The sequence below is a fragment of the Clavibacter michiganensis genome, from assembly GCF_021216655.1.
Taxonomy (GTDB): Bacteria; Actinomycetota; Actinomycetes; order Actinomycetales; family Microbacteriaceae; genus Clavibacter; species Clavibacter michiganensis.
Genome location: NZ_CP080437.1, coordinates 2,114,835 through 2,134,478, shown reverse-complemented (window position 1 = coordinate 2,134,478; position 19,644 = coordinate 2,114,835). Strand labels below are relative to the sequence as shown.

Here is a 19,644-nt window from a genome sequence, read left to right as displayed (position 1 = left end):
GCAACCGCCAAAGAAGTCTTTGACAGTCGGGACCGCGCCGTGGTCGGATGGCCGCATGCCCGCCGACGAGACCGACCTCCGCGACCTCCGCGTCATCGCCCACCCCCTGCGCCTGCGCCTCCTCTCGCTCTGCACGCGGTCGCCCGTGAGCGCGTCCGAGGCCGCGCGCGAGCTGGGCGAGACGCAGGCGAACGTGAGCTACCACCTGCGCCGCCTGCGCGAGGCCGGGCTGCTCGAGGAGGCGGGCGTCGAGCGGATCCGCGGGGGAGCGGCCAGGCGCTACCGGCACGTGCCCGCGAGCGGCGAGCGGCTCGACGCCCTGACCGGGGGCGCCATGCCGACCCTGGCCGCCGCGCTCACGGCCGAGCTGACCCGTCGCGCCGCGCTGCACGCGGAGGGCACTCGGCCGGTGATCACGGACGCCGAGCTCACGGTCTCGACCGGCACGTGGATCCGCGTGCAGGAGCTGGCCCGCGAGCTCGGCACCGTGCTCCACGACGACTCCGCCCGCCGCCCGGGCGACGACGACGTCGCGGTGAGCGCGACGCTCGCGCTGTTCGCGATGGCCCCGGGCACGACCGCGGGCCAGGCGCCCGCATGACCGCCGCCCGCACGCCGCCGCCCGCCCGCACCGGATACCTCGCCGTCCTGGCGCTCCCCGGCGCGCTCCGCGTCTTCCTCCCGGCGATGCTCGGCCGGCTCTCCTTCGCGATGGTCGCCCTCGCGCTGCTGCTGCTCGTCCAGGCGCGCACCGGCTCCTTCGCCGCCGCCGGCCTCGCGACCGGCGCGTTCGGCCTCGCCAACGTCCTCGCGTCGCCCGTCCGGGCACGGCTCGTGGACGCGCACGGCCAGCGGCCCGTGCTGGTGGCGCTCGCGGTCGCCCACGCGCTCGGGCTCGTCGGGGTCCTCGCGGTGGTCCGCATCGGCGCGCCCGTCGGGGTCGTCGTCGTGACGGCCGCGCTCGCCGGCCTCGCGATGCCGCCGCTCGGCGCCGCCATGCGCGTCGTCTGGGCCGCGCTCGTGCCCGACGCGCGGATGCGGACGCGCGCCTACAGCCTCGACGCCGTGGGGGAGGAGGTCGTCTTCACCGTCGGCCCGCTCGTCGTGGCGGCGCTCGTCGCGGTCGCGGATCCCGAGGTCGCCGTGCTCGCGTCGGCCGCCGCGAGCGTCACCGGCACCCTGGGCATGACGTCGTCGCGCCTGTCCCGGGCGCAGGGCGCGCGGCCGGCCCCACCGGAGGGCCGGCCGACGGCAGACGGGCGCGCGCGTCGCCGGTCCGCGGATCCGCTCCGCCAGCCGCTCGTGATCCCCCTGCTCGTGACGCTGCTCGGGGTCGGCGCGGTGCTCGGATCCGTCGAGGTCGCCGTCGCGGCGCTGGCCGAGCGCGCGGGCAGCACGGCGCTCGCGGGTCCGCTGCTCGCCGCGTTCGCCGCGGGCAGCGCGGTCGGCGGCCTCGCGTACGGGACGTGCGCGTGGCGGGCGCCGGCGCGGATCCGCCTCGTCGTCCTCGTCGCGGCGATGCTCGCGGCGACGGCCGTGCTCGCCGCGGTCGCGGCCCGCGTCCCCGCCGCCCCGGACGCTCTCGCCCTCGTCCTGCTCGCCGCCGCGCTCGTCCCCGTCGGCCTGTTCCTCGCGCCCGCGATGGTCACGGGCTACCTCCTCGCCGACGCGCAGACGGAGCCGTCGGTGCGCACCGAGGCGTCGGCGTGGGTCAACACGGCCGTCAACACCGGGGTCGCGCTCGCGGCGGCCGCGGTCGGCGCGGTGGTGGACGCGGCGGGCCCGCTGGCCGGCATCGGGGTCGGCGCGGTCGCGGCGCTCGTCGTGGCCGGGATCGCGGCGCCGGCGCTGCTACGGCGACGCGCGACGGCGGAGCGAGCGGAGGCGCCAGCCACCGGGACCGCGTCCTAGCCCAGCGCCTCCACGACCGGCCGGAACTTCATGGCCGTCTCGGCGCGCTCGCGCTCGGGGTCGGATCCCGCGACGATGCCGGCGCCCGCGTGCGCGACGATGGCACCCGACGGATCCACCTGGGCGCCCCGCAGCGCGATGGCCCACTCGCCGTCGCCGTCGGCCGAGACCCAGCCGACCGGCCCGGCGTAGCGGCCGCGGTCGGCGGGCTCGAGCTCGGCGATGAGCGACAGCGCGGCGGCCGTCGGGTGCCCGGCGACGGCGGCCGTCGGGTGCAGCGCGCCCACGAGGTCGAGCGACGAGGATCCGTCGCCGAGCGTGCCCGTGACGTCGCTCGCCAGGTGCCACAGGTTCGGCAGCTTGAGCGTGAAGGGCGCGTCGGTGGTGGAGAGGTCGCGGCTGTGCGGGTGGAGCGCGTCGAGCACGCTGTCGCGCGCGAACGCGTGCTCCTCGTTGTCCTTGCGGGATGCGGCGAGGCCGGCGGCCGCGGCGGCGTCGGCGCGCGCGTCCGTGCCGCGCGAGACGGTGCCGGCGAGCACGCGCGCGCCGACCGTGCCGCCGCCGACGCGCACGAGCGTCTCGGGGCTCGCGCCGATGAGGCCGTCGACCGCGTAGGTCCAGCAGTCGGGGTAGCCGAGCGCGAAGCGGCTGAGGGCGAGCCGGAGGTCACCGCCGAGGGGGAGGCGGCCGACGAGGTCGCGCGCGAGCACGACCTTCTCCACGTCGCCCGCCGCGATCGCGGCGACGGCGCGCGCGACGGCCGTCTCGTAGTCGTCGGGACCCATGGATCCGGGGCGCAGGTGCAGGCGGTACTCGGCGCCGGAGCGCTCGGGCACGGGGATGGATCCCGCGGCCAGGGCGTCGAGCGGGGAGGCGACGTCGCCGTCCTCCTGGTCGGCGAGCCGGATCCGCGTGACCCACGACACCCCGTCCCGTCGGCCGACCACGAGGCGGGGCACGACGAGCACGCTCGCGGCCTCCGAGTCGTCGGCGAAGGCGAAGGCGCCGAACGCGATGAGACCCGTGCCGGGGATCCCGAGCGGATCCGTCACGGTCGCCGCCGCGGCCACCTCGCGCCACGCGGCGGCGGCGTCGCGAACACGGTCGGGCCCGCGGAACTCGAGTCGGATGGCCTCGCCGATGCCGCCCATCCCGGATCCGTGCCGGAGCCACAGGAGCGGGTGCCGGGCGTCGAGGAGGGGGACGAGCCGGGCGATGGAGTCGACGGGGGTGGTGTCGACGAGGAGCGCTCGGACGCGGGATGCGGTCACGGATGCCAGCCTACCGCCGGGGATCCGGGCCTCCCCGGGCGCCCGCCGACCCCTGGTCCCGGCCCCGCCTGCGCCCGCCGCCCCCGTCCTCTGATGGGCCCCTGGGCATCCGGCCGCCGCCCACCGCGTGCCCAGCGCGCCCGAATAGACTGACCGCGTGATGCGAGCAGACCTCAGCAAGAAGCCCGGCCAGGTGTCGGCCATGTTCGACGAGGTCTCGAGCGCCTACGACCGCACGAACACCCTCCTGTCGGTAGGGAACGACCAGCTGTGGCGTGTCGCCACCACGCGCGCCGTCGCCCCGGTCGCGGGGGAGCGGATCCTCGACCTGGCTGCAGGCACCGGAACGTCGAGCGCCGCGCTCGCCGCGTCCGGCGCCCACGTGGTCGCCGCCGACTTCTCCGAGGGCATGCTCGAGGTCGGCCGTCGCCGGCTCGCCGGCAACGACCGGGTCGAGTTCGTGCACGCCGACGCCACCGACCTCCCCTTCGACGACGACTCCTTCGACGCCGTCACGATCTCCTTCGGCCTCCGCAACGTGGTCGAGCCGCGGAAGGGCCTCGACGAGCTGCTCCGCGTGCTGAAGCCCGGCGGCCGCATCGTCATCTGCGAGTTCAGCACTCCTCCCGTTCCCCTGGTCCGCCGCGGCTACGACCTCTACATGAAGGCCGTCGCGCCGTCGCTCGTGAAGCTCGTGAGCTCCAACGCCAGCGCGTACGAGTACCTCAACGAGTCGATCCAGGCCTGGCCCGACCAGGAGACGCTGGCCTCGTGGCTCCGCGAGGCTGGATTCGCGTCAGTCGAGCACCGTAACCTCACTGCGGGGATCGTGGCGCTGCACCGCGGCGTCAAGCCGGCCGGCCGTCACGCCGCTCCCCGTCCCGCCGCGTCCTGACCGCGCGTGAACCCCCACAGACAAGGACGCCGATCATGAGTCCGAGCATCCCGCTCGCCCGCCGCGGCGCCTCCGTCGCCTCCCACGCCAGCCTCACCGAGCGCCTCTTCTCGTCCTCGGACGACCGCCGCATGGCGCGCAGCATCGACGACGGGCTCGCGCTCGTCGAGGAGCAGCTGCTCCGCGAGGTCCGGTTCGCGGACGACGTGGCCGACGTCACCACGCGCTACCTGCTCGACGCGGGCGGCAAGCGCGTGCGCCCGATGCTCGCGCTCCTCATCGCCCAGCTCGGCGAGGGCAACACGCAGCAGGTGGTGGACGCGGCGGTAGCCATCGAGATCACGCACCTCGCGTCGCTGTACCACGACGACGTCATGGACGAGGCGGACATGCGCCGCGGCGTCCCGAGCGCGCAGGCCGTATGGGGCAACTCCGTCGCGATCCTCGCGGGCGACCTCCTCTTCGCGCGCGCCAGCAAGATCGTCGCCGACCTCGGCCCGCGCGCCATCCGGCTGCAGGCCGCGACCTTCGAGCGCCTCGTGCTCGGCCAGCTGCACGAGACCATCGGCCCGCGCGATGACCAGGACCCCATCGAGCACTACCTCGACGTCCTCGCCGACAAGACCGGCTCCCTCATCGCGTGCGCCGCGCAGATGGGCGTCATCTACTCCGGCGCGGATCCCGAGCTCGAGTCGGCCGTCCTGGCCTTCGGCGAGCGCACGGGCGTGGCCTTCCAGCTCGTGGACGACGTCCTCGACCTCGCCGACCAGCCCGAGGAGACCGGCAAGCTCGCCGGCACCGACCTCCGCGCCGGAGTCGCCACCCTCCCCCTCCTCTACCTGCGCCGGCTCGCGGAGTCGGACGCCGCCGCGGCGTCGCTGCTCGCCCGGATCCAACGCGACGTCGCGCACGAGGAGACGCCCGAGTCCGAGGCCGACCTCACGGCAGCCATCGCCGAGCTGCGCGACCACGAGGTCACGGCCCGCACCATCGCGGAGGCGCACCGCTGGGCCGCCGAGGCGGTCGACGCGCTCGCGCCCCTCCCGGAGGGCCCGGTCAAGAAGGCGCTCACGCGCTTCGCCGACACCATCGTCGAGCGCACGCGCTAGCTGCCGCTCGTCCCCGCCGGCTCTCGCGGGGATCCGCACCACCACGCCCCCGCACGGCCGGCACGGGGACGACGACGAACCGGAGAACCAGTGACCAAGCTCAGGCTGGCCATCGTGGGCGCAGGGCCCGCGGGCATCTACGCGGCCGACATCATCCTGAAGGCCGAGAAGCAGTTCGACGTCTCCATCGACCTCTTCGAGCGCCTCCCCGCGCCGTACGGCCTGGTCCGCTACGGCGTCGCGCCCGACCACCCGCGCATCAAGGGCATCATCGGCGCGCTGCGCGACGTGCTCGACCGCGGCGACATCCGCATCTTCGGCAACGTCGACTACGGCCGCGACATCACGCTGGAGGACCTCCAGAGGCACTACAACGCGGTCATCTTCTCCACGGGCGCGATCCGCGACGCCGAGCTCGACATCCCCGGCATCGACCTGCCGGGCTCCTACGGCGCGGCCGACTTCGTCAACTGGTTCGACGGACACCCGGACTTCCCGCGCGATTGGCCGCTCGACGCCCGCGAGGTCGCCGTCATCGGCAACGGCAACGTGGCGCTCGACGTGGCGCGCATGCTCGCCAAGCACGCTGACGACCTGCTGCCCACCGAGATCCCGGACAACGTCTACACGGGCCTCAAGCACTCGCCCGTCACCGACGTGCACGTCTTCGGCCGCCGCGGTCCCGCGCAGGTCAAGTTCACGCCGCTGGAGCTCCGCGAGCTGGGCGAGGTGCCCGACGTCGACGTGATCGTCTACGACGAGGACTTCGGCGTGGATCCCGCCGCCGAGGAGGCCGCGAAGACCAACAAGCAGGTCATGGTCATCAGCCGCGTGCTCGAGAAGTGGCGCACGCGCGAGACCGGATCCGCGTCCCGACGCCTGCACCTGCACTTCTACTCGCGCCCCGCGGAGGTGCTCGCGTCCGACGAGGCCGAGCCCCGCGTCGCGGCCCTGCGCATCGAGCGCACGCGTCCCGACGGCCTCGGCGGCGTCGAGGGCACGGGCGAGTTCCGCGACGTGCCCGTGCAGGCCATCTACCGCGCGGTCGGGTACTTCGGCTCGCCGGTCGACGGGATCCCGTTCGACGAGCGCCGCGGCGTCATCCCGAACCACGAGGGCCAGGTCCTCGACGAGGACAACAACCGCATCCCCGGTGTCTACGCCACGGGCTGGATCAAGCGCGGGCCCATCGGCCTCATCGGGCACACCAAGTCCGACGCCATGGAGACCATCTCGCACGTGCTCAACGACCAGGGCGACTGGTGGACCCCCGAGGCGCCCGAGGAGCAGGCGATCGTCGACCTGCTCACCGAGCGCGGCATCGAGCACACCGACCTCGCCGGCTGGCACGCCCTCGACGAGCACGAGATCGCCCTGGGGCAGCCGCACGGCCGCGCCCGCATCAAGGTGGTCGAGCGCGACGAGATGCTCGAGGCGTCGCGGCCGCGGCAGTCCGTGTGATCCGGGCGCGCTGACCCGCACCCCCTGATCGACGCCGACGGGCGCCCGCGGTCCTCCCGCGGGCGCCCGTCCGTCGTCCGTCCCCAGCCGCTCGCGCCCGCGCTCGGACGTCGGCCCGCACCCCCTAGGGTCGCCGCGTGATCCCCGCCGTCGCGCCCGCCCTCTCCGTCGCGGCCGGGCTCGCCGGTGCCGCCGTCGGCGCCTGGTCCCCGGCGCTCGCCCGCGTCGCCCTCGCGGGAGGCCGGCGCCCCGACGGACTCGACGCACGCCCGCTGGATCCGCTCCCCGGCCTCGGCCGCACGGCCGCGCTGGTCGCCGCGCCGGTCACGGGCGCGCTCGCGGCCCTGGTGGTCGCCGAGACGCCGCCCGCGCGGATCCCCGTGGCGCTCCTCCTCGTGATCGTGGGCACGGTGCTCGTGCTCGCGGACCTCGCCGCGCACCGCCTGCCCGACCGCGCCACCGCACCCGCGGCCGTCGCCGCCGCGTCCCTCGCTCTGGTCGCGGGCGGATCCGGCCTCCTGCTCCAGGCCGCGGCGTGCGGCGCGGGCGCCGTCCTCGTCCTCGCGCTCCTCCAGGAGGCCACCGGCGGCGGCCTCGGCACGGGCGACGTGAAGCTCGCGGGCGTCATCGGGCTGGCGCTCGGGCAGGCCGGGCCCGCGCAGGTCGCGCTGGGCCTCGCCGCGGGCACGCTCCTCGGCGGCGTCGCGGCGACCGTCCTGCTCGTCGCCGGCCGCGCTCGGGCGTCGACGGCCGTCCCGTTCGGCCCGTGGCTCGTGCTGGGCGCGCTCCTCGTGGCGGCCGCTCCCAGTACGCTCGCGTGAGCGTGCGGACGACCCCGGCCGATGGTTGCCTGTGCGCCGAGGCCCTCGCGCGTCCGCAGGCGTACGGTGGAGGAAGTGTCCAAGACCCCGGCATCGACGTACTGACGAGCCAGAGGAAAAGAAGATGGCACAGAGATCGCTCACACTGCTGCAGGACGAGACCGGCGTGCTCCTCGCCGCGGCCTCGCGCGCGGTGGTCTCGCTCTACCGGCCGCTGCTGCAGCCGCTCAACCTCACGCATCCGCAGTACCTCGTGCTGCTGGCCCTCGACGAGGAGGAGCCGCAGGCCGTCGTCGACCTCGCGGAGAAGCTGCATCTCACCCCGGGCACGCTCTCGCCGCTGCTCAAGCGCCTGGAGGTCTTCGGGTACGTCACCCGGTTCCGCGACATGACGGACGAGCGTCGTCTGTCCGTCGGCCTCACGAACGCCGGGCGCGAGATGCTGCCCGTCATCTGGCGCGTGGGCGACCAGGTCCGGCGCGACATCGCCGGCGAGGACGCGGGCGACTCCGCGCTCCGCGACCTGCTGCAGGACGTGCTCGACCGCGCCACCGCGCAGGAGCAGGAGCAGGTGCACGACGACCCCGACGCATCCGCCGCCGACCGCGACTGACCCGCCTCCCGCGCGCGGGCCCCGCGGCTACTGCACGCCCGAGGTCAGCCGCGCCAGGTTGTCGAGCACGGTGCTCCAGCGCGTGCGCCGGCTCCACTCGTCGAGGGTCAGCTCGCGGCTGCGCGCACGGTAGCCGTCCTCGACCCGCCGCATCTCGCGCACGAAGCCGGGGCCGCGCACCATCAGCGAGACCTCCATGTTCAGGCTGAACGACCGCATGTCCATGTTGCTGGATCCGATGACGGCCACGTCGTCGTCGATCGTGAAGTGCTTGCTGTGCAGGATGTACGGGGCCCGGTACATCCAGATCCGCACGCCCGCCTTCAGCAGCTCCTCGTAGTACGAGCGCTGCGCGTGGTAGACGACGGGCTGGTCGCCGATCTCGCTCACGAAGAGCTCCACCGAGAGACCGCGCTGCACGGCCGTCGTGATCGCGTACCGCATCGAGTCGTCGGGCACGAAGTACGGCGACGTGATGACGATCCGCTCCTGCGCGTAGTAGAGCAGCGCGTTGAACAGGCGCAGGTTGTTCTCGCCGGGGAAGCCGGGGCCGGACGGCACGACCTGGCAGTCGAGCTCCTCGTCGTCGTCCGACGCCGCGATCTCGATCGGCTCCGTCTCGCGCACGAGCAGCTGGTCGGTCTCCGCGTACCAGTCGGTGATGAAGATCGCGTTGAGGCCGCTGACGATGGGACCCTCGAGCCGCGTCATGAGGTCCTGCCATTTGAGGCCGCGCTTGCGGTTGACGACCTTGTTGTAGCTGCGGTGCACCATGTTCTGCGATCCCATGAAGCCCACGCGGCCGTCGACCACGAGCACCTTGCGGTGGTTGCGGAGGTCGGGCCGCTGATAGCGCCCGCGCAGCGGCTGCACGGGGAGCATGAGGTGCCAGTCCGCGCCGATCGCCGTGAGCTTGCGGGTGGTGCGCGTGTAGCCGGGCGCGCGCAGCGACGCGATGTGGTCGAGCAGCACCCGCACGGTGACGCCGCGCTGCACCGCGCGCTCGAGCGCGTCGAAGAAGGGGGCGCTCGTGACGTCCCACGCGAGGATGTAGAACTCGACGTGCACGTAGCGCGTCGCCCGGTCGACCTCGGCGGTCATCGCCTGGATGGACTCGTCGTAGTGGCTGTAGAGCTTCGCGCGGTTGCCGCCCACGAGCGGCATGGCGCCGAGCGTGCGGTTGAGCTCCACGACGGAGTCGAGCCACGACGGCCACGAGTGCTCGCGCGTGACGCGCTCGATGCCCTCGGTCGACTCGATGATGAACCGGTTGATCTCCTGCTGCTTCTCGCGGCGCCGCTTCGGCAGCCGGGTGGAGCCGATGAGGAGGAAGAGGAATATGCCGATGTACGGCAGGAAGAAGATCGCCATGAGCCACGCCATGGCGGTGGACGGCCGGCGGTTGCGGGGGATGACCAGCAGGGCCACCACGCGCACGATGAAGTCCACGACGACCGCGAGCCCCGCGAGGACGAGGGTTGTCATCGAGGGGTCCATCAGGCGGAGTCTATCCGCCGATCGCCGCCCGGCCGGGGGTCGCGGCACCCGCCGGACAAGCCGGGCGGGCGCCGCGGCGGATCAGCGGAAGTTGACGAACTGCAGGTCGAGGTCGACGTCCGCGCCCTTGAGCAGCGCGATGGTCTGCTGCAGGTCGTCGCGGCTCTTGCTCGAGACGCGGAGCTCGTCGCCCTCGACGCGGCTCTTGATGCCCTTGGGGCCCTCGTCGCGGATGATCTTGCCGAGCTTCTTCGCGTTGGCCTGGTCGATGCCCTGCTTGAGCGTGACCTCGATGCGGTACTCCTTGCCGGACGCGAAGGGCTCGCCCTCCTCGAGGCTCTTGAGGCCGATGCCGCGCTTGATCATCTTCGTCTGCAGCACGTCGAGGATCGCCTTCACGCGCTCCTCGCTCGAGGCCTTCATGAGGATGGTGTCGCCGCTCCACTCGATGGAGGCGCCCACGTTCTTGAAGTCGTAGCGCTGCTCCACCTCCTTCTGGGTCTGGTGGACGGCGTTGTCCGCCTCCATGCGGTCGACCTTGCTGACGACGTCGAACGAGGAATCTGCCATGCCGACCATGTTAAGGGACGGGCGCGTGCGGACCCGCGGCGAGGGGATCCGACGATTTCGGTTCGCGGGCCGGCGACCGCTATCATCGACGAGCGTCTCCGGTCCGTGATCACATAGGTCGGGTGCGCATGGCGAGTTACCCTAGCGGCCAAAGGGATCTGACTGTAAATCAGACGGCTCAGCCTTCGGGGGTTCGAATCCCTCACTCGCCACCCACTGGACGGCCCCGCTCGCACGGGGCCGTTCGTCTGCCCCGCCGCATCCGTCGGGGCCCGCCCGCGCAGGCAGAGTCGCCCGCGCGCCCGACGACCTGGATCCACCACCGATGTTCCCCGCCGCACCCGGCCCACGCACGCGCGCCCTCGGCACGTCCGGCGTCGTCGTCTCCACGCTCGGCCTCGGCACGAGCGGCTTCGGCTGGACCGCCGACCGCGAGGAGGCGTGGGCGATCCTCGACGCCTACCGCGAGGAGGGCGGCACCTTCGTCGACACCGCGTCCTCGTACTCGCAGTGGGTGCCCGGCCACGCGGGCGGCGAGTCCGAGGCGATCATCGGCGGCTGGCTGGCGGCGCGCGGCTGCCGTGACGACGTGGTCGTCGGCACGAAGGTCGGCAAGAGCCGCGACGCCCCCGGCACGTCGGCCGAGTCCATCCGCCGCGGGGTCGACGCCTCGCTCCGCCGCCTCGGCACCGGGCACGTCGACGTCGTGCACGCCCACCTCGACGACACGCGCACCCCGCTCGAGGAGACCGTCGCCGCGCTGTCCGACCTGGTGAAGGAGGGCAAGGCGCGGCTCGTCGGCGTCTCCGGCTTCCGGCCCGAGCGGACCGAGGAGGCGCTCGCGCTCGCGCACGGATCCGGCGCGGTGCCCGTCGGCGTGGTGCAGGAGGAGTACAGCCTCCTGGCGCGCGACCACGCGGAGGGGCGGCTGCAGGCGCTCGTCCGGCAGGAGGGCCTCGGCCTCGTCGCGCACAGCGTGCTCGCCAAGGGCTTCCTCACGGGCAAGTACCTGCCGGGCGCGCCCGCCGTGCCGTCCGCGCGGGCGCTCGACGCCGAGCAGTACATGTCGGCCGGCGGGCACGCCACGGTGCGCACCGCCGAGGAGATCGCGCGGATGCGCGGCGTCACGGTCGCCGAGGTCGCCATCGCCTGGGTGCTCGGTCGGCCCGGGATCGCCAGCGCTCTCGTGGGCGCGCGCACGGCCCGGCAGATCCGGCAGCTGATGCCCGCCGCGCAGCTCGTGCTCGACGACGAAGAGGTCTCCCGCCTCGCCTCCGCCGCCGCCCGGGCGACGCGCGACGAGACCGCCTGACCCGCCCGTATCCTGGGGCGACCGCCGCCCGAGCGGCCCGAGCCTCCCGAGGAGATCCGCCCGTGTCCCGTCCCTTGCCCGAGGGCTCCTACATCGCCGCCCTGCTCGTGATGACCACCGCGACGGGCGCCATCGACGGCGTCAGCTACCTCGCGCTCGACCGCGTCTTCACCGGCAACATGACCGGCAACGTGCTCTTCATCGGCTTCGGCCTGGTCGGCGTCGCCGACATCCCCGTGCTCAACAACCTCGTGGCGCTTGTCGCCTTCATGCTCGGCGCGGTCATCGCGTCGCGCATCACCCGGCGCGCGCCCACCGACGTGCACCTGCCGCGCTCCTCCGTGTGGATCCTGGCCACGGGCACCCTGCTCACCCTCGCGCTCGCGGTGGTCTGGCTCGCCGTCGGGACGCTCGACACCGGCGTCATGATCGCCATCACGGGCTTCCTCGCGCTGCTCCTCGGCGCGCAGGCGGCCGCGGTGAAGAGCATCGGGCTGCGCGACCTCTCCACCGTCGTCGTGACCATGACGATGGTGAACCTCTCCTCCGACAGCCGCGTGGCCGGCGGCACGGGCGCCGCGTGGGCCCGCCGCATCGGCGCGATCGTCTGCATGGGGCTCGGCGCCCTGGTCGCCGCGCTCATCACGACGCACGTCGGCGGCGCGTGGGCGCTGCTCGCCGCGGGCGGGCTGATGGTGGTGGGCGTGGGCCTGCTGTGGAACGCGCGTCGCGTGGAGCGCAAGCGCCTGCGGGAGACCGCCGCGTCGGGCCACGACGAGCGCACGGTCGCCTCGCCCGCCTGAGCGCCGCGCGCCTGCCGGCCGCGACCCCTCTGGCAGGCTGGGCGCATGACGACCCCCGGTGACACCGCGCTCCTGACCATCGCCCGCGACATCGCCGTCCGCGCCGGGGAGCTCGCCCTCCGCCGCCGCCGCGAGGGCGTCGAGGTGGCCGCGTCGAAGTCGAGCCCCGAGGACATCGTCACGCACACCGACCGCGAGACCGAGGACCTCATCCGTCAGGCGCTGCGGGACGTGCGCCCCGACGACGGCTTCCTCGGCGAGGAGTCCGAGGGCACGTCCGGCAGCTCCGGCCTCACCTGGGTGGTCGACCCCATCGACGGCACCGTCAACTTCCTCTACGGGATCCCCGCGTGGGCCGTGAGCATCGCCGTGGTGGAGGGCGAGGCGGATCCGCTCACCTGGACCGCGCGCGCCGGCTGCGTCGTGAACCCCACCCTCGGCGAGGTGTACACGGCGACGAAGGGCGGCGGGTCCGCGCTGGACGGTCGACCGCTCGCCGTGAACGCCGGCGTGCCGCTCAGCCTCGCGCTCGTCGGCACCGGCTTCTCCTACGGCGCCGAGACGCGCATGCGACAGGGCCGCGTGGTCACGGACCTGCTCGGCGAGGTGCGCGACATCCGCCGCATCGGCGCCGCGTCGCTCGACCTCTGCAACGTCGCGGCGGGCCGCACCGACGCCTACTTCGAGCGCGGCCTCAAGCCGTGGGACCACGCGGCGGGCGGCCTCATCGCGGCCGAGGCGGGCGCGCGCGTGACCGGGATCGGCGGCGGACCGGCGTCGGCCGAGCTCCTGATCGCGGCGGATCCGGAGCTCGCGCGCGCCCTCGAGGAGCGGCTGGAGCGCCCGCGCGCATAGCCCCTGGGGGCCCTCCGGCGCATCCCCCGGGTGGCGCGAATCCCTTCCGGCGGTTAGCCTTTACCGATCCGTTACACGACGACCGGGCACGAACCGGTCGCACGCGCACGCCCCGACCTCCGTCGGACGGCACCGCGCAGCACCTGTCCCTCGCACTAGGAGTCCCACGATCCTGTCCGTCCTCCACGCCTCGCGTGCCCCCCAGACCTCCGACCGGCGGCCCTCGTGCTGACCCCCGACGAGACCGCAGGGACCGTGTACCCGACGCGACGCGAGCGCCGCGAGGCCGAGCGCCGGGCGGCGGAGGCGCAGGAGGCGCCCGAGGCGCAGGAGGCGCCCCTGGACGACTCCGTCGCGCAGCCCGCGGCCGAGCCCGCGCAGGTCGCCCCCGCGCCCCGCGTCCTCCACATCCCGGTCGAGGCCCCCGCGGCCCCGCGCGCGCACCTCCCCGCGGCCGCCGAGCCCGCCTCCGCGGCCGCCGCCGAGACGATCCCCCTCGCGACCCGCGCCCGCCGCCTCCGCGCCGCCTCCGCCTCCGCGCCCGAGTCGCGCCGCTCCTCGTACGTGCCCGCGAAGCGCGCGAGCGTCCCCGCCGCCGCGCCCCACGCCCGCGTCCGAGGCCGTCGCGTCCCCGCCTCCTCGCGTCCCGCCCTCGCCGCGCCGGCGCCCGAGGCCGCCGCCGGCCGTCGTCGTTCGAACGCCTCCCGCGGCCTCACGCTCCTCACCATGGCGTTCGTCGCGACGGTGACCATCGCGACCTCGCTGCCGTCCTCCGCGTTCCTCACCGGCCAGGACATGGCGCAGGCGAACGTGGTCACGGACGCGCCGGCCACCTCGATCCCCAGCCAGAGCGTCGCGCTCTCCGCGGCCCCCGCGGCGACCATCGTCGGCGGCACCGACGACGCCTTCACGGCCACGACGCCGCAGCAGATCATGCTCGCCCAGACGTCCAAGGGCGCCGGCGCGTTCACGAACGACATCAACGGCACCATCCAGTGGCCCTTCGCCTCGGGCGTGCCCATCAGCGGCGTCTTCGGCCACCGCATCGCGCCCTGCTCCAACGGCTGCTCGAGCGACCACAAGGGCGTCGACTTCGCGCCCGGCATGGGCGCGCCCATCCAGGCCATCGCCGACGGCGTCGTGCGCGAGGCCGTCAACAGCGACACCGGCCTCGGCGTCCACCTCGTCATCGACCACGTGATCGACGGGCAGCTCGTCACGAGCGTCTACGGCCACATGCTGCCGGGATCCCTGCGCGTCAAGGCGGGCGATCCGGTCAAGGTCGGCACGCAGATCGGCCAGGTCGGCAACACGGGCGCCTCCACCGGCCCGCACCTGCACCTCGAGATCCACGTCGCGGACGGCACCCCGGTGGATCCGTTCGCCTGGCTCCAGGAGCACGCGAACTAACCGGGCTCCGCGCCGCTGCGCCCGCACGACGACGCCCCCTCGCCCGAAGGCGAGGGGGCGTCGTCGTGTCCGCGGCGGGACTACTCCCGGATCAGCCACACGGTCGTGTCCGACGGCACGGCGTCGCCGTCGAGCGGCCGGCTCGCGATCAGCACGCGGCCCTCGGGCAGCGGCACGGCGGCGTCGCCGAGGTTCGCGATCACGGTGACGCCCGCGCTCTCGAACGCGATCACGTCGTCGCCCTCCGCGGTGATCCACTCGAGCGTGCCCAGCGCGAGACCGTGCTCGCGGCGCAGCAGCAGCGCCTCCGTGTAGAGGGAGAGGGTTGACGCGGGATCCGCCTGCTCGGCGTCGCGCGCGAACCGGTCCCAGTCGTCGGGCTGCGGCAGCCAGCTGGCGTCGCCCTCGCTGAAGCCGTACGACGGCCTCCCGGCCTCCCACGGGATCGGCACGCGGCAGCCGTCGCGGCCGTAGCGCTCGCCCGCGGTGCGGTGGAACGTCGGATCCTGGCGCGCCTCGTCGGGCAGTCGGGTGTCCTCGGGCAGCCCGAGCTCCTCGCCCTGGTAGATGTAGGCGCTGCCGGGGAGAGCCAGCATGAGCGCGCTGGCGGCGCGGGCGCGGCGGAGGCCGAGCTCCTCGTCCACCGTCACGGTCGAGAGCGGCCCGATGCCGACGCCCTGCGGGTTCTCACCCGAGAGCGCGAGGCGGCTGGCGTGCCGCACCACGTCGTGGTTCGACAGCACCCACGTGCTGGGCGCGCCCACGGACGAGAACGTCACGAGGGACGCATCGATCGTGCGCCGCAGCGCCGCGGCGTCCCACGGCGTCTCGAGGTAGCTGAAGTTGAAGGCCTGGTGCATCTCGTCCGGGCGCACCCAGTCGGCGAGCTTGGCGAGCGGCTCGACCCACGCCTCGGCGACCATCGCGCGGTCGCCCTCGTAGGAGTCGAAGATCTCGCGCCACTCGCGGTAGATCTCGTGCACGCCCTCCTGCGCGAAGTACGGCGGCGGGGGAGCGGGCTGGTCGTCCACGCCGCCTGCGCCGCCCATGCTGCCCTGGCCCTCGGGCGGCGTGTAGTCGGGGAGACCGGGCGCCTTGACCATGCCGTGCGCGACGTCCACGCGGAACCCGTCGACGCCGCGGTCGAGCCAGAAGCGCAGGATCTCGCGGAAGCGCTCGCGCACCCAGGGGTTCGTCCAGTCGAGGTCGGGCTGCGACGAGTCGAACAGGTGCAGGTACCACTGGCCGGGCGTGCCGTCGGGCTCCGTCAGGCGGGTCCACGCCGGGCCGCCGAAGATCGACTCCCAGTTGTTCGGGGGCAGCTCGCCGTCGGCGCCCTTCCCGTCGCGGAACATGTAGCGGGCGCGCTCCTCGCTGCCTGCGGGGGCCGCGAGCGCCTCCTGGAACCAGCGGTGCGCGGAGGAGGTGTGGTTCGGGACGATGTCGACGATCACCCGGAGGCCGAGCTGGTGCGCGCGGCGCTGCATCCGCTCGAAGTCGTCGAGGGTGCCGAACAGCGGATCCACCGCGCAGTAGTCGGCGACGTCGTAGCCCGCGTCGTTCTGCGGCGAGAGGAAGAAGGGGGAGAGCCAGACGGCGTCGACCCCGAGCTCGCGGAGCGCGGGGAGGCGCTCGGTGATGCCGGGGAGGTCGCCGATGCCGTCGCCGTCGGAGTCGGCGAACGAGCGCGGGTAGATCTGGTAGATGACGGCGGTGCGCCACCACTCGGATCCGGTGCCGTGCTGCGGGGTGCTGTCGGGGTGGGTCGAGATGTCGTCCCGGGCAGCCGTGGACAGGGCTGTGGGGGCAGGCGAAGTCATGCATCGAGCCTAGGCGACGGCCCCGGGGCGCTCCCGCCGAGCGCACGGGCCGCGCCCGCGCGGGTCCCCGGATGCGGCCGCGGGCGGAATAGCCGGGCGCCCCTGCGCGCTGGGGAAGGGGGCGGCCACCGCCCTCATCACCGGACGAAGGAGATCAGGAATGACGAACCCCGCACGCGTGCCCCTCGGATCCAGCGGCCTGGAGGTGCTGCCCCTGTCCTTCGGCGGCAACGTCTTCGGGTGGACGGCCGACGAGGCCACCTCCTTCCAGCTCCTCGACGCGTACACCGCGGCGGGCGGCAACTTCATCGACACCGCCGACGTCTACTCGGCGTGGAAGCCCGGCAACTCGGGCGGCGAGTCCGAGGAGATCATCGGCCGCTGGCTCGCCTCGCGCGGCCGCCCCGACGACCTCGTCATCGCCACCAAGGTCGGGGCGCATGAGGCCGCGAAGGGCACGTCGCGCGACAGCGTCCGCCGCGGCGTCGAGGCGAGCCTGCGTCGGCTCGGCGTCGACGCCATCGACCTCTACTACGCGCACGTCGACGACCAGGACACCCCGATCGAGGAGACCGTCACCGCGCTCGCCGAGCTCGTCGCCGAGGGCAAGGTCCGTGCGATCGGCGCCTCCAACTTCACCGCCGAGCGCCTGCAGGCCGCGCTGGACGTGTCCGCCCGCGAGGGCATCGCCCGCGTCGAGGTCCTCCAGAACCGCTACAACCTCGTCGCCCGCGACGACTACGAGGGCGAGCTCGCCGACCTGCTCGTCCGCGAGGGCATCGGATCCGCGCCCTACTCGAGCCTCGCCAGCGGCTTCCTCACCGGCAAGTACCGCGGCGCCGAGGTCGACAGCCCGCGTGCCGGAGCCGCCTCGAAGTACTACGACGACCACGGCCGAGCCCTGCTCGAGGTGCTGGACCGGGTCGCCGAGGCCCACGGCGTCTCCGTCACGACGGTGTCGCTCGCCTGGCTCCGGGCCCAGCCGTCGGTCACCGCGCCGATCGCCAGCGCGCGCGACCTCACGCAGCTGCCCGACCTCCTCGCCTCCGTCGAGCTCGAGCTGGCGGCCGACGAGATCCGGGACCTCTCCGCGGTCTGATCCCCGGAAGCCCGGCCTGACGTGCGAGGGTCCGGGCCGTCACGCGTCTCGTGGGCGGTCCCGGACCTGCTATCGTCGTATGGTTCCAGCGCGTCTCCGACGCGCCCGGGCACGCCCCCATAGCTCATTGGTAGAGCACTTCCTTGGTAAGGAAGAGGTAGTGAGTTCAATCCTCACTGGGGGCTCGATCCTCTTCGGGTCCGGCTGTGGCCGGCCGCGGGGATCGTGGCGGGGTAGCTCAGGTGGTTAGAGCACACGGCTCATAATCGTGGTGTCGCGGGTTCAAGTCCCGCTCCCGCTACGGAAGCACGGACCCTCACCCGGATCCGTCCTCCTCGATAGGCCCCGGACACCTCTCGCCAGGTTCCGGGGCCTTTCCTCTGCCGGCCGCAGGGCCGCTGCCGGCCGCAGGGCCTCTGCCTCCGTGGCCGCTGCTACCTGGCCTCCCGCCGTCGCCGCCCTTCCGGCATCCCCGCCCTCGGCGTAGCCTCCGGGCATGACCCACCACGACTCCACGGATCCCACCGACCACGACCACGCCACGGGCGCCGAGCACGACGCCGTGCTCTACAAGACCCAGGGCAACCCCGTCCCCGACGCGCACGACGAGGAGCGCCGCGAGGCCCCCGCCGGCGGCGACTACACCGCCAGCGAGTCCGAGGAGGAGAAGGAGGCGCGCGAGGGCGACGCCTGATCCGCACCTCGCACACGAGGGCCGCCGCGACGCGTTCGCGGCGGCCCTCGCACGTCCCCTGGTCCTGCGCCCCGGGCCGTGATGGGGCGACACGCCGGGTCCGCACGAGCTCCGGATGCGGCCAGCGCGCCCGGATCCGCATGACCACGCGGAAGGCGCCGCGACACGCCGAACCACTACATGTAGTGGAATGACAGGTCTGTAGTTCGGGTTATATAGTGGAGAACCTCACCGCCCCACCGGGTGGCCGAGCAACCCGGATCCTCGCGAAGACGCGGATCCGGAGGCCATCGGGGCGAGAGCCACGAGACCTGAGGAACCGCACCGGCGGTTCCCGACCAGACACAACGGGAGGCACCCATGGACTACGACGACAACGACACCGTCGGCGGCTACGCGATCCCCGTCGACCCCATGGAGCTCCTGCAGTGCGACTCCTGCCAGTAGGCAGCTGACGCCGCTCGAGCGGCATCGCGACCCGGGCCCCGGTCCCCACGAGAAGTGGGGGCCGGGGCTCTCGCGTACCAGGGGAGGACGCCGCGCCGGGGCTCTCGCGTGCCCGACGGCCAGGCGGCCCGCCTGGGGCATGCGGACGGTCGCCGCGTAGGATCGTCCGGTGCCAGTGAATCCAGAGCTCCAGGGTCGCGTGCTCCCCGCCGCCGCCCCGTACCTGGTGGGACGCGAGAAGGTGCGCGAGTTCGCTCGCGCCGTCGGCGCCACCCACCCCGTCCACCTCGACCCGGAGGCCGCGCGCGCCGCGGGCCACGCCGACGTGGTCGCGCCGAGCACCTTCCCCGTCGTGCTGCAGGCGATGACCGTGACGCAGCTCCTCGCCGAGCCGGACACCGGGATCGACTACAGCCGCGTGGTCCACGGCGAGCAGGCCTTCACGTACACCCGGCCCGTGGTCGCGGGCGACGAGCTCACCGCGACGCTCACCGTCACGAAGGTGGCGACCCTCGGCGGCAACGCGATGGTGACCGCCGAGTCCGCCATGGTCGACGGATCCGGCGCGCACGTCGTCACGGCCGTGTCCACCCTCGTGGTCCGCGGGGACGACGCGTGAGCGCCGCCGCCGTGCCCGTGCTCGCCGACCTCGCCGTGGGTGACGTCGTGGCGGAGCGCTCCGTGCACCTCACGCGCGACTCCCTCGTCCACTACGCGGGCGCATCGGGCGACTTCAACCCCATCCACTACCGCGACGACGTGGCCGCGTCGGTCGGGTTGCCGGGCGTCCTCGCCCACGGGATGCTCACCATGGGCCAGGCCGTGCAGCCCGTCGCCGACTGGGCGGGGGATCCCTCGCGCATCGTCTCCTACGGCGTGCGGTTCACCCGGCCCGTGGTCGTGGATCCCGCCGACGGCCAGGATCTGGTCATCGTCGCGAAGGTCGGCGCGATCGACGCCGAGGCCGGCACCGTGCGCATCGACATCGCCGTGTCCGTCGACGGCAAGACCGTCCTCGGGCGTGCCCAGGCGCAGGTCCGGCTGGCGTAGGGCCCC

At 73.9% G+C, this 19,644-nt stretch carries 19 protein-coding genes and 3 tRNA genes; 18 read left to right on the top strand and 4 right to left on the bottom strand.

The window, feature by feature from the left end:
• Positions 1–55: 55 nt before the first annotated feature.
• Entirely contained in the window at positions 56–601 is a 546-nt protein-coding gene (locus tag K0V08_RS10030) for an ArsR/SmtB family transcription factor (RefSeq protein WP_012039499.1), read from the top strand.
• Positions 598–1,911, top strand: coding sequence for an MFS transporter (locus K0V08_RS10025; protein ID WP_079534013.1), 1,314 nt, complete (start codon positions 598–600; stop codon positions 1,909–1,911). Before K0V08_RS10030 ends, K0V08_RS10025 begins: the two co-directional genes overlap by 4 nt.
• Here K0V08_RS10025 and K0V08_RS10020 read toward each other — a convergent pair.
• On the bottom strand, positions 1,908–3,182 hold the full coding sequence (locus K0V08_RS10020; RefSeq protein WP_079534015.1) for an isochorismate synthase: 1,275 nt from the start codon (positions 3,180–3,182) through the stop codon (positions 1,908–1,910). The genes K0V08_RS10025 and K0V08_RS10020 overlap by 4 nt on opposite strands.
• A 160-nt stretch (positions 3,183–3,342) precedes the next feature.
• Here K0V08_RS10020 and ubiE point away from each other — a divergent pair, with 160 nt between their 5' ends.
• The 5 genes from ubiE (at position 3,343) to K0V08_RS09995 (ending at position 8,081) form a co-directional block, all read left to right on the top strand.
• A complete protein-coding gene (ubiE, locus tag K0V08_RS10015) occupies positions 3,343–4,077 on the top strand; it encodes a bifunctional demethylmenaquinone methyltransferase/2-methoxy-6-polyprenyl-1,4-benzoquinol methylase UbiE (RefSeq protein WP_012039496.1) in 735 nt (244 codons plus the stop codon).
• A gap of 35 nt (positions 4,078–4,112) precedes the next feature.
• Positions 4,113–5,186 carry a polyprenyl synthetase family protein gene (locus tag K0V08_RS10010; RefSeq protein WP_079534017.1) on the top strand — a complete coding sequence of 358 codons (1,074 nt, stop codon included), beginning with the start codon at positions 4,113–4,115 and terminating at the stop codon, positions 5,184–5,186.
• 90 nt (positions 5,187–5,276) lie between these two features.
• The gene (locus K0V08_RS10005) at positions 5,277–6,647 is read left to right on the top strand and encodes an FAD-dependent oxidoreductase (RefSeq protein WP_012039494.1); all 1,371 of its coding nucleotides are present in this window, start codon (positions 5,277–5,279) and stop codon (positions 6,645–6,647) included.
• A gap of 137 nt (positions 6,648–6,784) precedes the next feature.
• On the top strand, positions 6,785–7,468 hold the full coding sequence (locus K0V08_RS10000) for a prepilin peptidase (RefSeq protein ID WP_079534019.1): 684 nt from the start codon (positions 6,785–6,787) through the stop codon (positions 7,466–7,468).
• Between the two features lie 124 nt (positions 7,469–7,592).
• Positions 7,593–8,081, top strand: coding sequence for a MarR family winged helix-turn-helix transcriptional regulator (locus tag K0V08_RS09995; RefSeq protein WP_079534021.1), 489 nt, complete (start codon positions 7,593–7,595; stop codon positions 8,079–8,081).
• 27 nt (positions 8,082–8,108) lie between these two features.
• Here K0V08_RS09995 and cls read toward each other — a convergent pair whose 3' ends face one another.
• Both cls and K0V08_RS09985 read right to left on the bottom strand, forming a co-directional pair.
• A complete protein-coding gene (cls, locus tag K0V08_RS09990; RefSeq protein ID WP_012039491.1) occupies positions 8,109–9,578 on the bottom strand; it encodes a cardiolipin synthase in 1,470 nt (489 codons plus the stop codon).
• Between the two features lie 81 nt (positions 9,579–9,659).
• Positions 9,660–10,148, bottom strand: a complete 489-nt coding sequence (locus K0V08_RS09985) for a YajQ family cyclic di-GMP-binding protein (RefSeq protein ID WP_079534287.1) — start codon at positions 10,146–10,148, stop codon at positions 9,660–9,662.
• A gap of 130 nt (positions 10,149–10,278) precedes the next feature.
• Between K0V08_RS09985 and K0V08_RS09980 the strand changes: the two genes are divergently transcribed.
• From K0V08_RS09980 to K0V08_RS09960, 5 genes are all read left to right on the top strand, one after another.
• Positions 10,279–10,360 (top strand) — tRNA-Tyr (locus K0V08_RS09980).
• Between the two features lie 113 nt (positions 10,361–10,473).
• On the top strand, positions 10,474–11,460 hold the full coding sequence (locus K0V08_RS09975) for an aldo/keto reductase (protein WP_079534023.1): 987 nt from the start codon (positions 10,474–10,476) through the stop codon (positions 11,458–11,460).
• Positions 11,461–11,522: 62 nt separating this feature from the next.
• Positions 11,523–12,263, top strand: coding sequence for a YoaK family protein (locus K0V08_RS09970; protein WP_079534025.1), 741 nt, complete (start codon positions 11,523–11,525; stop codon positions 12,261–12,263).
• Positions 12,264–12,308: 45 nt separating this feature from the next.
• Positions 12,309–13,118, top strand: a complete 810-nt coding sequence (locus K0V08_RS09965; protein WP_079534027.1) for an inositol monophosphatase family protein — start codon at positions 12,309–12,311, stop codon at positions 13,116–13,118.
• Positions 13,119–13,343: 225 nt separating this feature from the next.
• On the top strand, positions 13,344–14,528 hold the full coding sequence (locus K0V08_RS09960; RefSeq protein WP_079534028.1) for a M23 family metallopeptidase: 1,185 nt from the start codon (positions 13,344–13,346) through the stop codon (positions 14,526–14,528).
• Between the two features lie 80 nt (positions 14,529–14,608).
• Here the strand turns inward: K0V08_RS09960 and K0V08_RS09955 are convergent, their stop codons facing one another.
• Complete coding sequence (locus K0V08_RS09955; protein WP_079534030.1) at positions 14,609–16,348, bottom strand: glycoside hydrolase family 13 protein; 1,740 nt, start codon at positions 16,346–16,348, stop codon at positions 14,609–14,611.
• A gap of 160 nt (positions 16,349–16,508) precedes the next feature.
• Here K0V08_RS09955 and K0V08_RS09950 point away from each other — a divergent pair, with 160 nt between their 5' ends.
• From K0V08_RS09950 to K0V08_RS09925, 6 genes are all read left to right on the top strand, one after another.
• Positions 16,509–17,447, top strand: coding sequence for an aldo/keto reductase (locus K0V08_RS09950; RefSeq protein WP_079534032.1), 939 nt, complete (start codon positions 16,509–16,511; stop codon positions 17,445–17,447).
• Between the two features lie 113 nt (positions 17,448–17,560).
• Positions 17,561–17,632: transfer RNA gene (locus K0V08_RS09945), tRNA-Thr, on the top strand.
• A 42-nt stretch (positions 17,633–17,674) separates the two neighbouring features.
• A tRNA-Met gene (locus tag K0V08_RS09940) sits at positions 17,675–17,748 on the top strand.
• A gap of 195 nt (positions 17,749–17,943) precedes the next feature.
• On the top strand, positions 17,944–18,141 hold the full coding sequence (locus K0V08_RS09935; RefSeq protein WP_079534034.1) for a hypothetical protein: 198 nt from the start codon (positions 17,944–17,946) through the stop codon (positions 18,139–18,141).
• A gap of 616 nt (positions 18,142–18,757) precedes the next feature.
• Positions 18,758–19,207 (top strand): FAS1-like dehydratase domain-containing protein, encoded by a 450-nt coding sequence (locus tag K0V08_RS09930; protein ID WP_012039482.1) that lies wholly within the window; start codon positions 18,758–18,760, stop codon positions 19,205–19,207.
• Positions 19,204–19,638, top strand: coding sequence for a MaoC/PaaZ C-terminal domain-containing protein (locus K0V08_RS09925; protein WP_012039481.1), 435 nt, complete (start codon positions 19,204–19,206; stop codon positions 19,636–19,638). The genes K0V08_RS09930 and K0V08_RS09925 overlap by 4 nt, the downstream gene beginning before the upstream one ends.
• The last annotated feature ends 6 nt before the right edge of the window (positions 19,639–19,644 follow it).